Raw genomic sequence first — 11950 nt, 5'->3', positions numbered from 1 at the left:
TCACGCCAGGGCGGTCACGATCGCGGCGGACAGCGCCGCGCGGACGCGCTCCACGTGCGGCGGGACCGCGCCGGCGCGGGTGACGAGGTAGAGCGTGTTGATGGGCGGGTCGTCGGTCGGGTGCACGTCGACGAGGCGACCGTCGGCGAGGGCGTCGCGGCAGAGGTGATGCGGCAGGGCCGCCAGCCCCGCACCCGCCATCGCCGCCGCCCGGAGCGCGCGCAGGTCGGGGGCGATCAGGGCCGGCTCCCGCTCGAGGCGCCGTCCGAAGGCGTGCCGCCAGTACCGGCGCAGGATCGGCACGTCGTGCGCGTACGCGAGCAACGGCAGGGCCTCGAGCACCTCCGGCGATCCCGCGCCGTCGGGCACGACGCCCGGCGCCGTCACGAGCACGAAGGTCTCGTCGGTGAGCGGCTCCGCGGCGACGCGACGCCCGGCCGGGCGCTCGGTGGCGATTGTCAGGTCCAGCGCGCCGGCGCGGACGCCATCGACGAGATCGGCGCTCAGGCCGGGCACCGCCCGCACGCGCACACCCTGCGCGACGAGCGGCGCCAGCGCGGGCATCGCGATCTCGGCCAGCAGCTCGGCCGCCGCACCCACGCGCACGGGCGGCTGTGCGTCGGCATCGACGCCGGCGAGGGCCGCCGCAACGGCCGTGAAGGGCGCGGCCAGGCGCGAGGCGAGATCCTCGGCGAGCGGCGTCGGGGTGACCCCGCGCGCGCCGCGGTCGAAGAGCCGGGCCCCGACGATCCGCTCCAGCGCCTGCAGCTGGGCGGTGACCGTCGGTTGCGTGATCCCCAGCGTGCGCGCGGCGCCCGAGACCGACCCGGACGCGTGCACGGCGAGGAACGTCCGCCACAGCGGCAGATGATCCAGCCCATCGGCAGATCTATGGCTCATATCCCGAAGCTATCGGAAGAACCGGCGCCGGCACATCGTTTCCCCCGTCGAGGCTCCCGACCGGAAGCCGCACACCGTCCCCTGGAGGATCGCCATGTCCACCGTTCTGTTCGTCGTCACGGGAGCGCGCTCCTGGACCCTCGCCGACGGCCGTCAGCACCCGACCGGCTACTGGGCCGAGGAACTGCTGACCCCCTACCGGATACTCACCGAGGCCGGGCACCGCGTCGCGTTCGCGACCCCGGGCGGGGTCGAGCCGGTGATCGATGCCGCATCGCTCGAGGCCGACCCGGACGCCCGGGCCGCGATCGAGGCGATCGAGGGGCTCGCCCGCCCGCTGCCTCTGGAGGAGGTCGCGCTCGGCGACTACGACGCCGTGTTCTACCCCGGCGGCCACGGCCCGATGGAGGATCTCGCCGCGGACCCGACGTCGGGCGCGCTGATCGCCGCCGCCCTGCGCGACGAGACTCCCCTGGCGCTCGTGTGCCACGGGGTCGCCGCCCTGCTGGCGGCCCGCGACGCCGACGGCGCGCTCGCCGCCCGCGGCCGCACGGTCGCGGCGTTCACCGACGAGGAGGAGCGCCAGGGCGGGCTCGCCGACGCGGCGTCGTGGCTGCTCGAGTCGACGCTGCGCGAGCAGGGTGTGACGGTCGACACCGCCGCGCCGTGGGCCGATCACGTCGTCGAGGACGGCGCCCTGGTGTCGGGTCAGAACTCGCAGTCGTCGGCCTCGGTGGCCCGCGCGCTGCTGGCCCGCCTGGCGTGACGATCGGCGGGCGCCCACGTCGCGGCGTGGGCGCCCGCACCCGTCACTCCAGCGACTCCGGTCCGCGCAGCCGGACCTCCTCCACATCGAGCCGCGTGTGGATGCGCCGGGCCACGTCGTCGTCGACCGCGCCGTCGCGCGTGAGGCGCACGAGCACCTCGCGCTTGCTGTCGAGCACCGCCAGGCGCAGCCGCGTGTACTCCTCGTTGCGCGCGAGCGGCGAGACCACCGCCGTGCCCACAGCGACCACGGCGCCCTGCAGCTCCCCCTCCGCGTCGGCATCCGGATCGCGCGTGTCGATCATCGCGTCCAGCGCCTCGATCTCGCGGTCCACGCGCGCCTGGACGCGGGCGTTGGCGAGCTCCAGCGCCTCGTAGTAGTCGCGGGTGAGGCGCTCGCGCACCTCGTCGCTGATGCCCACGTCCGCCGCGATCTCCTCGATGCGGGCGAGCGCGGCGCCGGTGATCGACCGCTCCGCGAGCTGCAGCTCCTCCTCGGCGGCGGTGTCGGCCGGCAGCCGCGCCCAGCGCACGACGGCGGGAAGCAGCGGGCCCTGCACGAGCAGCGTCAGCAGGATCACCCCGGCGGTGACGAAGATCACCTCGTTGCGCCCGTCCACCGCGCCGGCCCCCTCGCCGAGGGGGATCGACAGCGCGATCGCCAGCGAGACGGCGCCGCGGAAGCCCGCCACGGTGCTCACCGCGCGGGCGCGGTTCGACATGCGCCGCAGCCGCTGCGACGGGCGGCGATCGAGCAGGCGGATGAGCATCGCCGACGCCCACAGGAACCCGAACCGCACCACGAGCAGCACGCCCCACGCGGCGAGCGTGACGAGCAGCAGCCACCCCACGTCGCGCAGGTCGATCGTGCGGATGACGGCCTGCACCTCGATGCCGATGAGCACGAACAGGGCCCCGTTGAGCAGGAACGCTCCCAGCGGCCACACCGCGTCGCGCTGGCGGCGCGAGGCGGCGGTGCTGATCCGGGGGCCGAGGTACGCGCTGATCAGCCCGGCGACGACCACGGCGAGGACCCCGGACGCGTGGATGATCTCGGCGGCGAGGAACGCGGCGAACGGCGTCAGCAGCAGCGCGATGTTGATGGTGAGCGCCGAGCGCAGCCGGCTCATGAGCAGGTACGCGGCGATCGCCGTCACGATCCCCGCGGCGATCCCGCCGAGGTACGACAGCGCGACCATGCCCGTGATCGTCCACGGCGTGTACGAGCCGCCCGTGGCCAGGCCCACGGCGATCGCGTAGACGACGAGCGCCGTGCCGTCGTTGGTGAGGCTCTCGGCTTTGAGCAGCGTGAAGTTGCGCCGCGGGAGGCTGCGCCCCAGCGCGGCCACGGCCGTGGCATCCGGCGGCGCGACGGCGGCGCCGAGGATGAGCGCCGCCTCCCACGGCACGCCCAGCAGGTGCGCGACGCCGGCCACCGCGAACGCGGTCAGCACGACCAGCAGCGTGCTCATGAGCACGATGCCGCGCAGGTCGCGGCGGATCGAGCGCAGCGACGTCGTGAGGCTCTCCCAGAACAGCATGACCGGCAGGAACAGCAGCAGCACCGTCTCCGGCGGCAGCTCGATCCCGCGCAGCGACGGCACGAAGCCGAGCAGCAGACCCAGCAGCACGAACACGAGCGGCGTCGCGATGCGCAGCCGCGGCGCGAGCAGCGCGCCGGCCAGCACCGAGGCTCCCAGCAGAACCGTGATCTCCAGCCCGCCCATGATCCCGCCTCCCTCACCGCGCCGCGCACGGACGCTCAGGAATCAAGTCTCGGGCGGTGCCGCGTATTCCCGCCAGGCCCCGTGGGACCCCGGATCGCGACGCCGTCCCCCCGCTCGGACTCGAACCGAGACTGGGCCGAGTTTAAGTCGGCTGCCTCTGCCAATTGGGCTACGGGGGGATGCGAAAGGGCGCTCACCCACGCTAGGGGATGAGCGCCCTCTCGGCGGACGGATCAGCTCGCGGCGACCTTCTCTCCCTCCGCCGGAGCGGCGGCCGGGGCCGGCGTCTCCTCGACGGCGGGCTTCGGACGCGAGGCGAACTCCTCGAAGAAGGCGCGCGGCTTCTGGGTCGCGCTCAGCTGGACCTGGTCGCGGCCGAGGAAGAAGTTGTGCACCCAGCCCCAGATCACGCGCCACTTGCGCTCCCACGTGGGCATGGCCAGGCCGTGGTAGCCGCGGTGGGCGACCCAGGCGAAGAAGCCCTTGATGGCGAGCTTGCCCGACTGGAACGCGCCGTTGTACAGGCCCAGGCCGGCGACGGCACCGAGGTTCTTGTGCTCGTAGTCCACCGGGGCCTCGCCGCGCAGCACGGCGGTGAGGTTCTTGGCGAGGCGCTTGGCCTGGCGCACGGCGTGCTGCGCGTTGGGCACGCAGGTGCCGTCGGGCAGGCCGCCGGTCTTGTCGGGCACGGCGGCGATGTCGCCGGCGGCCCAGGCGCCCTCGACCACGTTCTTGTCGGCGTCGATCACCCGCAGGTCGGCCTGCGTGGTGATGCGGCCGCGCGGCTCGGTCGGCAGGTCGCTGCCGCGCACCACCTGGGGGTTGGCCATGACGCCGGCCGTCCAGATGATGAGGTCGCTCGGGTACTCCTCGCCCGTGTTCGTCTTGACCACGCCGCCGGTGGCGTCGGCCACCTGCGTGTCGAGGTGCACGTAGGCGCCCTTCTTGGCAAGGTCCTTGAGCACCCACTCGGCGGTCTCGAGCGAGACCTCCGGCATGATGCGGCCCATCGCCTCGATGAGGTGGAACTGCGTCTCGTCGAACGAGATCTCGGGGAACTTCTCGAGCAGCGCCGAGGCCGACGAGCGCAGCTCGGCGAACGTCTCGATGCCGGCGAAGCCGCCGCCGACCACCACGACGGTGAGCAGGCGCTTGCGCAGCTCGCTGTCCTTGGGCAGCGCCGCGGCGCGCTCGAAGTTCTTGATGAGGGTGTCGCGCACGGCGACGGCCTCCTCGATCGACTTCATGCCGATCGCGTTGTCGGCGATGCCGGGGATCGGGAACGTGCGCGAGACCGAGCCGGCGGTCACCACGACGTGGTCGTACGCGAGCTCGTACGCCTCGCCGCCCTCGGGCGCGATGGTGGCGGTCTTGTTCGCGTGGTCGATCTTCGTGACCTTCGCGTTGACGATCTTCGTGCGCTTCAGGTGGCGGCGGTGCGAGACCACGGCGTGACGGGGCTCGATCGCGCCCGAGGCGACCTCGGGAAGGAACGGCAGGTACGCCATGTACGGCAGCGGGTCGACCATGACGACCTCGGCCTCGCCCTTGCGAAGGTGCTTCTCGAGCTGCCACGCGGTGTAGAAACCGGCGTATCCACCGCCGACGATAAGAATCCTGGGCACGAGTTACGAACTCCTTGACTGTGTGTTGCCGGACGGGCGCGAGCGCGCCTTGCGAATGCGTCGGACGACAGCGACGAGGCCGAGCGTGACAAGGATACCAGCGGCGCTTCCGGCGATCAGCGGCAGCGTGCCCTCGCGAAGCGAATCGGGCGAGGGCAGCCAGGGCGGCCCCGCCTCGGTGGGCGGCTCGGCCGGCGGCAGCGGCGGCACCTCGACGTCGCCGATCGTCGGCGTCGGCGCGGGGGCCGCGTCGCCGCGCCGATACAGCCGGATCCACTCCTCCAGCTCGACGTCCACCAGAGGGTTGTCGGCGACCATCGGCACGTTCGCCGTCACGGCCTCCGCGGCGTCGACCAGCCCGTAGCCGTACTCGGGATCCGGCGGCGTCGTGCCCGCCACGGGGTCGGCGGTCTGGATGATGCGGTTGATCACGTTGTCGGCGTCGAGCTCGGGGTGTGCCGAGCGGATGAGCGCGGCGATCCCCGCGACGATGGGCGCCGCGCCGCTCGTACCCTTCCACGACACCACACGCCCGTCGGGGGCCACACCGAGCAGCTTCTCGCTGGGAGCGGCGACGCCGATCGTGATGCCCTGCGTCGACGCCTCGACGCTGGCCTTGCCGTTCTCGTCCACGCCACCCACGACGAGCACGCCCGGGATGGTCGCGGGCGCGCCGACCACGCGGGTGCCGGCCGCGCGGTTGCCCGCCGCCACGACGATCACCACGTCGTTCTCGAAGGCGTGCAGGAACGCCTCGTCCCACGACTCGTCCCAGCTGAGGGTGTTCGTCGTCCAGGAGAGGTTGATGATGTCGGCGCCCTGATCGACGGCCCACGTGATCGCCTCCGGCACCTGATCGACGAACGGCACCGCCGCCGATGCGCCGAAGCCGACCGAGACCGACAGCAGCTGCGCCTCCGGCGCGACGCCGATGAAGCCCGTGTCGGGGCCCGTGCCGCGGGCCGCGGCCACCGATCCGACGAGCGTGCCGTGGCTGCTGTCCTGTGCCCCCACCGGCGTGCGCCCGTCGGCGCTGCCGACGCCCGAGACGTCGATGCCGTCGGTCACCGCGGTGTCGAGCTGCTCCGACCCGGCCGCGATGCCGGTGTCGATCACGGCGATCGTGACGCCCTTGCCGCGCGTGGTCTTCCAGGCCTCGGTGATGCCGTAGTCGTCGAGCCAGTACTCCGCCTCGCGGATCGGGTCGGCGTCGGGATCGGCCGTGCCCGAGGGCGAGGGCGTCGGCGCGGGCGTCGCGGCCCCGGTGAGCAGCACCACCGCCGCGATCGCTCCGGCGAGGATCGCGGGCACGCGCAGGCGGCCGACGTTACGCGTCATCCTCGGATCCGTCCGTGCGGGCCGCCCCCGGCTCGTCGCACTCGCACCGCTCGGGCGACCATGCCGACAGCGCCAGCGCCTCGTCGCCGAAGGGGTTCACGCCGGGGCCCGCGGCGAGCGCGTGCCCGAGCACCGCATGCAGGCACTTGACGCGCGTGGGCATGCCGCCGGCCGAGACGCCGTCGATCTCGGGCACGTCGCCGAACTGCGCGCGATCGGCGAGGTACGCCTCGTGCGCTCGCCGGTAGGCCTCGCGCAGCTCCGCGTCGGCCTGCAGGCGCTCGTTCATCCCGACCATGACCTGCGCGGCCTCGAGCCGCGACATCTCCGCCGTCGCCGCCGGGTGGGTGAGGTAGTAGAACGTCGGGAACGGCGTGCCGTCCGCCAGGCGCGGCGTCGTGGACACGACGGTCGGATTGCCGCACACGCATCGGGCGGCGATCCCGACCACGCCGCGCGCCTCGCGGCCCAGCTGGCTCGACACGACCCGGATGTCGGCGGGCGTCACGGGGGCGAAGGGCGGCGTCGTCACGTCTCCAGGCTAGGGCGGCTTCGCTGGCAATCGGCAGAGGCGCCCGCGTCGGGACCGGACCGTTACTCGCCGTCCGGCCCCACGGCGGTCTCGGTCAGCCCCGAGGCGACGACGGAGCGCAGCAGCTGCCCCATCCAGTCGGCCTCGGCCTGTTCGGCCTGATCGCTCACCGGCTCCGCGTCGCGCGGGAGCTCCGACTCGTCGAGGTCGTTGTCGATGAGGTACACGACCTCTCCGGGCTTGCCGTAGAAGAGCCGCTCGCGCGCCTGGGTCGTGATGTAGGCCGGGTCCTGCCAGCGCGCCTGCTCGGCCTCGAGGTCGGCGATCTCCTCGGCCGTGAGCTGCACCGCCTGCTCGAGCGCCGCGATCTTCTGTCGCTGCTCCACGTAGGTGCCGACGGTGGGCACGAGCACGAACGCGCCGAGCACGACGAGCCCGAGCATGATCATCGTGAACCCGGACAGGCGGATCCCGCCGAGCCACTCCCGCGCGGTCGCGACCGTCCGCGCCGGGGGACGGGAAGGGGGAGCCGATCTCGCCATCAGCTCCCCCTTCCGCGTGGTGTCTCTCAGCCCTGGAAGCGCGGGTAGGCGCCGCGGCCCGCGAACACCGCCGCGTCGCCCAGCTCCTCCTCGATGCGCAGAAGCTGATTGTATTTCGCGACGCGGTCGCTGCGGGCGGGCGCGCCGGACTTGATCTGACCGCAGTTCACGGCCACCGCCAGGTCAGCGATCGTCGTGTCCTCGGTCTCGCCCGAGCGGTGCGACATCATGGCGGTGTAGCCGGCGTTGTGCGCCATCGAGACGGCGTCGAACGTCTCGGTCAGCGTGCCGATCTGGTTCACCTTCACCAGCAGCGAGTTCGCGACGCCCAGGTCGATGCCGCGCTTGAGGCGCTCCGGGTTGGTGACGAACAGGTCGTCGCCCACGAGCTGCACCTTGCCGCCGATCGCGTCGGTCAGGGCCTTCCAGCCCTCCCAGTCGTCCTCGGCGAGGGCGTCCTCGATCGTCACGAGCGGGTAGCCCGCAAGGAGCTCCTCGTAGTAGCCGATGAGCTTCTCGCTCGACCACTCCTTGCCCTCGAACGTGTAGACGCCGTCCTGGAAGAACTCGGTCGCGGCCACGTCCAGGCCCACCGCGATGTCGGTGCCGGGGGTGAAGCCGGCCTTCTCGATCGCGCCGATGAGGAAGTCGAGGCCCTCGCGGTTGCTGGGCAGGTCGGGGGCGAAGCCGCCCTCGTCGCCCAGGCCGGTGGCGAAGCCGCCCGCGAGCAGCTCCTTCTTGAGCACGTGGTACGTCTCGGCGCCCCAGCGCAGCGCCTCGGCGAACGACTCGGCGCCGTGCGGCACGAGGAAGAACTCCTGCATGTCGATGCCGTTGTCGGCGTGCTCGCCGCCGTTGATGACGTTGAGGGCCGGCACGGGCAGCACGTGCGCGTTCGGGCCGCCGAGGTAGCGGAACAGCGGCAGGTCGGCGCTGTCGGCCGCGGCCTTGGCGACGGCCAGGCTCACGCCGAGGATGGCGTTGGCGCCGACGCGCTTCTTGTTGGGCGTGCCGTCGACCTCGCGCAGCACGCTGTCGATGACGCGCTGGTCCGAGGCGTCGAGGCCCTCGATGGCCGGGCCGAGCTCGTCGAGCACGGCGTCGACGGCCTTCAGCACGCCCTTGCCGCCGTAGCGGGCCTTGTCGCCGTCGCGCAGCTCGTAGGCCTCGAAGGCCCCGGTGGATGCGCCCGACGGGACGGCGGCGCGCTGCACGATTCCGTCGTCGAGCAGCACCTCCACCTCGACCGTGGGATTGCCGCGAGAATCGAGGATCTCGCGAGCGCCAACTGCTTCGATCTGTGCCACGGAATGACTCCTTAGAGGTGGATACGACGTGATCTGATCCGCCGTCCAGCCTAGCCGCGCGCGAGCCGCGCCGGGGAGCGGTCGGGGCGCCTGTCGCGGGCCGCGGCGAGATGCCGGTCAGACCACGACGGCGAGCGCGATGCCGTCCCAGCCCTTGATCCCGACGGTCTGCAGCGCCGAGGCCTCGAAGCGGGGATCGGTGCCGAGCATCTCCAACCCCGCGCGCGTGCCCCGCACCCTCGGATCGGCGGAGTCGGGGTCGACGATCTCGCCCTCGCGCCCGATGTTGTCGACCACGACGACGGTGCCGGGGTGGCCGAGGCGCGCGGCCCAATCGAGGTAGAGGGTGTTGCGCTCCTTGTCGGCGTCGATGAACACGAGGTCGAATCCGGGCACGAGCGTCGGCAGCACCTCGGAGGCCCCGCCGACGCGGATGTCGACGCGATCGGCGAGCCCCGCGCGGTCGATGTTGGCGCGGGCGACCTCGGCGTGCGCCGGCTCGGCCTCGATGGTGACGACCTCGCCGCCGTCGGGCAGCGCCCGCGCGAGCCAGATCGTCGAGTAGCCGGCCAGCGTGCCGATCTCGAGGATCCGCCGGGCGCCGCTGATCCGCGCCAGCAGGTGCAGCAGCTTGCCGGCCACGGGCGCCACCTCGATCTCGGGCAGGCCGGCGGCCCGCTGCGATGCCAGCACGGCCTCCAGCGCGGCGTCGTGGCCGACGAGGGTCTCGGCGAGGTAGCGGTCGGCGGCGGCCCAGGACGCGGGCGAGGATTCGGCCATGACGCCATCCCAGCCGGGTCGGGCGGCGCGGGTCAAGCCCCCGCGGGTCGCTCCCCCAGCTGCGCGTCGGTGCCCGCGTCGCGGAACGCTCCCGCCGCGGTCATCACGGCCACGATCACGGCGATCACGGCCCAGGCGACGAGCCCGAGCGGACCGACCACGGCGAGATCGATCGGCTGCCCGGCCTCGGCGAGCACCAGCACGATGCCGCCAACCGCGTTCAGCGCGCCGTGGGCGAACACGGCCGGCCAGACCGATCCGGTGCGCAGCCGGGTCCAGCCCAGCAGCACGCCCCACGCGACGCAGCCGCCGATCATGAGCAGCACGCCCGTGACGTCGGTGCGGCCGAAGTTGTGCCCGAGCAGGATGAGCGGCGCGTGCCAGAGGCCCCAGATGACGCCCGTCAGCACGAGCGCGGGCCACGTGCCCCACGGCCGCAGCGCGGTGAGCAGCCAGCCGCGCCAGCCGATCTCCTCGCCGAGGGCCAGCAGCGCGTTGGGGACGACGGCCGCGATCGGCACCGTGAGCAGCTGGGTGAGCACGATCGTCCCGAGCGGCAGGCCGGCGGGGTCCACGCCGCTCGCGGCGAGCTGCGCGGCGAAGCCAGAGAAGTGCACGAGGTCGAGCTCGACCAGCCCGAACCAGGCCGACACCGCGACGACGAGCAGCGTGATGGCGATGGGACCCAGCAGCGCGCCGATCGCGAAGCCGACCGTCCGGCGCCACGGCCGCAGCGGCCAGACGCCGAGGAAGCGCCAGACGTCGCGGCGCGGGATCTTCATCGCCGCGACGACGATGAGCGTGGCCACCGCCGGCGTCCACATCATGGCCGACGCGAGCAGCGGCGCCAGCGGAGATGCCGCTCCCGCGCCGACCCACAGCGGCAGCACCACGAGCCAGCCGAGCAGCAGCACGATCGCGGTGAACAGCGACACGGCATTCCACGGCACGCGCGCCTGCGGGGTGGGACCGGGCGTGGTCATCGGCCCGTCTCCTTCGCGTCGCGGGCGATCAGGCCGTTGAGCAGGGCGACGCCCGTCTCGGCGTCGTCGACGGTGATCGTGAACGCCTTCCCGTCCGTGCGGACGACGCGCAGGGCCTCCCCGGCGCGCAGGACGACACCCCACCCGGAGTTCACGCTGTAGCGCCAGCCCCATCCGCCGTACTCGCCCATCGGATTGACGTCGACGACGGCGGCCGAGCGGATCCGATCGCGCGGGATGCGGACGCGCGGCCATCCGATCCGCGCGCGGACGTCGAGCCCGTCGCCGTCCACCCGCACGCGGAACGCCGTGCCGGCGGCCAGCACCGCGATCAGCAGGAGCGCGACGGCGATGATCAGGAGCGTCCCGCCGCCGATCGCCCCGTCCACGCGCAGATCGGCGTGCGCGGCGAGCGCCGCGGCGCCCACGGTCACGACGGCCGCCGTCGCGGCGAGCGCGATGCCCGCCCCGCTCATCGACGCGGTGCGCAGCCACACCGCCTGCTCGCTCGCGCGCAGCGCGATCGGCGCGGGCTGCTCGGGGTCCTCGCCCGCCCGGGGCGGCTCCACGACGAGGCGCCACGCGAGCAGCGCCAGGACGGCGGCGATCGCGACGCCGATCAGCGCCCACCAGCCCGGCAGCCGCGCGTCGCGGGCGTCGTCCAGCCCGATCTGCGGTACGAAGGTGGCGATCATCAGGGTGCCGATGAATCCGGTCTCCGCCCAGACGAGCGCGGCCAGCAGCCGGTAGCTCATGGCGCCGCCGCGCGCCGGCGGCACGTCCGCCAGGTACGGCGCGAGGCCGATGAGCAGAGTGACGACGATGCCCGCGCCCGCGGTGACCAGCGGCAGGGTCCACGGGGCGCTGAAGCCGTCGGGCTCCCCCGCGAGCCCCCAGTGCGAGGCCACGGGATCGGGCAGCAGCGGCAGCAGTGCCGCCTGCGCCGCCAGCAGCAGCGCCAGGACGGCGAGCGGGATCGCGAGCGCGATCGTCGCGTAGCGCCGTCGGGCGGCCTCCCTCGTGAGCGTGGTCATGTGCCCTCTCCCCTCTCCGTGTCGTCGGTGCTCGCGTCTCGGTCGTCGGCGCTCGCGTCGCGCACGAGCGAGGCGAGCGTGTCGCGGTCGATGCCGAGCTCGTCGGCCCGTGCGGCCAGGCGCGCGATCTGGGGCAGCAGCGCGGCGACGGCCGCGCCGCGCTCGGCCACGACGGCGCCGCGCCCGGGCCGCATCGAGATGAGGCCCTCGTCGCGCAGCACCTGATACGCGTGCAGCACCGTGTGCAGGTTGACGGTCAGGGCGCGCGCAACGTCCTTGGCCGAGGGCAGCCGCTCCCCCGCACCGACGCGGCCGGCGGCGATGTCGGCGCGGATCGACGCCGCGAGCTGCGCGTACACCGGCTCGTCTCGCGTCGGATCGATCCTCAGCAGCATCTCGCCCCCCTTCGCACTTATT

12 protein-coding genes and 1 tRNA gene are annotated in these 11950 nt (G+C 73.4%); 1 reads left to right on the top strand and 12 read right to left on the bottom strand.

Annotated elements, in window-relative coordinates; all coding sequences use genetic code 11:
* Entirely contained in the window at positions 1-900 is a 900-nt protein-coding gene (locus tag E3O41_RS04850; RefSeq protein WP_067028067.1) for a LysR family transcriptional regulator, read from the bottom strand.
* A 94-nt stretch (positions 901-994) separates the two neighbouring features.
* On the opposite strand from E3O41_RS04850, the gene E3O41_RS04845 reads away from it, so the two are divergent.
* On the top strand, positions 995-1666 hold the full coding sequence (locus E3O41_RS04845; RefSeq protein ID WP_067028068.1) for a type 1 glutamine amidotransferase domain-containing protein: 672 nt from the start codon (positions 995-997) through the stop codon (positions 1664-1666).
* Between the two features lie 43 nt (positions 1667-1709).
* Here the strand turns inward: E3O41_RS04845 and E3O41_RS04840 are convergent, their stop codons facing one another.
* The 11 genes from E3O41_RS04840 to E3O41_RS04790 all read right to left on the bottom strand — a co-directional run bounded on the left by E3O41_RS04840 (position 1710) and on the right by E3O41_RS04790 (position 11928).
* Entirely contained in the window at positions 1710-3392 is a 1683-nt protein-coding gene (locus tag E3O41_RS04840; protein WP_067028070.1) for a Na+/H+ antiporter, read from the bottom strand.
* A gap of 105 nt (positions 3393-3497) precedes the next feature.
* Positions 3498-3571 (bottom strand) — tRNA-Leu (locus E3O41_RS04835).
* Positions 3572-3625: 54 nt separating this feature from the next.
* Positions 3626-5017: an NAD(P)/FAD-dependent oxidoreductase gene (locus E3O41_RS04830; protein WP_067028072.1), complete on the bottom strand. Its 1392-nt coding sequence runs from the start codon at positions 5015-5017 to the stop codon at positions 3626-3628.
* 3 nt (positions 5018-5020) lie between these two features.
* On the bottom strand, positions 5021-6355 hold the full coding sequence (locus tag E3O41_RS04825) for a S8 family serine peptidase (RefSeq protein ID WP_067028074.1): 1335 nt from the start codon (positions 6353-6355) through the stop codon (positions 5021-5023).
* Complete coding sequence (locus E3O41_RS04820; protein WP_067028076.1) at positions 6345-6887, bottom strand: DUF501 domain-containing protein; 543 nt, start codon at positions 6885-6887, stop codon at positions 6345-6347. The genes E3O41_RS04825 and E3O41_RS04820 overlap by 11 nt, the downstream gene beginning before the upstream one ends.
* A gap of 62 nt (positions 6888-6949) precedes the next feature.
* Entirely contained in the window at positions 6950-7429 is a 480-nt protein-coding gene (locus E3O41_RS04815) for an FtsB family cell division protein (protein ID WP_067028080.1), read from the bottom strand.
* A gap of 26 nt (positions 7430-7455) precedes the next feature.
* A complete protein-coding gene (gene eno / locus E3O41_RS04810) occupies positions 7456-8736 on the bottom strand; it encodes a phosphopyruvate hydratase (RefSeq protein WP_067028082.1) in 1281 nt (426 codons plus the stop codon).
* A gap of 117 nt (positions 8737-8853) precedes the next feature.
* Complete coding sequence (locus E3O41_RS04805; protein WP_067028084.1) at positions 8854-9516, bottom strand: O-methyltransferase; 663 nt, start codon at positions 9514-9516, stop codon at positions 8854-8856.
* A 32-nt stretch (positions 9517-9548) separates the two neighbouring features.
* Complete coding sequence (locus E3O41_RS04800) at positions 9549-10499, bottom strand: CPBP family intramembrane glutamic endopeptidase (RefSeq protein WP_067028086.1); 951 nt, start codon at positions 10497-10499, stop codon at positions 9549-9551.
* On the bottom strand, positions 10496-11533 hold the full coding sequence (locus tag E3O41_RS04795; protein WP_067028088.1) for a DUF1648 domain-containing protein: 1038 nt from the start codon (positions 11531-11533) through the stop codon (positions 10496-10498). The genes E3O41_RS04800 and E3O41_RS04795 overlap by 4 nt, the downstream gene beginning before the upstream one ends.
* Entirely contained in the window at positions 11530-11928 is a 399-nt protein-coding gene (locus tag E3O41_RS04790; protein ID WP_067028090.1) for a GntR family transcriptional regulator, read from the bottom strand. The genes E3O41_RS04795 and E3O41_RS04790 overlap by 4 nt, the downstream gene beginning before the upstream one ends.
* Positions 11929-11950: the final 22 nt, after the last annotated feature.

The organism is Microbacterium sediminis (assembly GCF_004564075.1).
GTDB lineage: Bacteria > Actinomycetota > Actinomycetes > Actinomycetales > Microbacteriaceae > Microbacterium > Microbacterium sediminis.
This window is presented reverse-complemented; position numbering and strand designations above follow the sequence as displayed.

Bases quoted from the DNA above. Each gene is read 5' to 3' on its own strand.
- E3O41_RS04850 (WP_067028067.1), bottom strand. From the start codon at position 900: ATGAGCCATAGATCTGCCGATGGGCTGGATCATCTGCCGCTGTGGCGG.
- E3O41_RS04845 (WP_067028068.1), top strand. From the start codon at position 995: ATGTCCACCGTTCTGTTCGTCGTCACGGGAGCGCGCTCCTGGACCCTC.
- E3O41_RS04840 (WP_067028070.1), bottom strand. From the start codon at position 3,392: ATGGGCGGGCTGGAGATCACGGTTCTGCTGGGAGCCTCGGTGCTGGCC.
- E3O41_RS04825 (WP_067028074.1), bottom strand. From the start codon at position 6,355: ATGACGCGTAACGTCGGCCGCCTGCGCGTGCCCGCGATCCTCGCCGGA.
- E3O41_RS04815 (WP_067028080.1), bottom strand. From the start codon at position 7,429: ATGGCGAGATCGGCTCCCCCTTCCCGTCCCCCGGCGCGGACGGTCGCG.
- E3O41_RS04805 (WP_067028084.1), bottom strand. From the start codon at position 9,516: ATGGCCGAATCCTCGCCCGCGTCCTGGGCCGCCGCCGACCGCTACCTC.
- E3O41_RS04800 (WP_067028086.1), bottom strand. From the start codon at position 10,499: ATGACCACGCCCGGTCCCACCCCGCAGGCGCGCGTGCCGTGGAATGCC.
- E3O41_RS04795 (WP_067028088.1), bottom strand. From the start codon at position 11,533: ATGACCACGCTCACGAGGGAGGCCGCCCGACGGCGCTACGCGACGATC.
- E3O41_RS04790 (WP_067028090.1), bottom strand. From the start codon at position 11,928: ATGCTGCTGAGGATCGATCCGACGCGAGACGAGCCGGTGTACGCGCAG.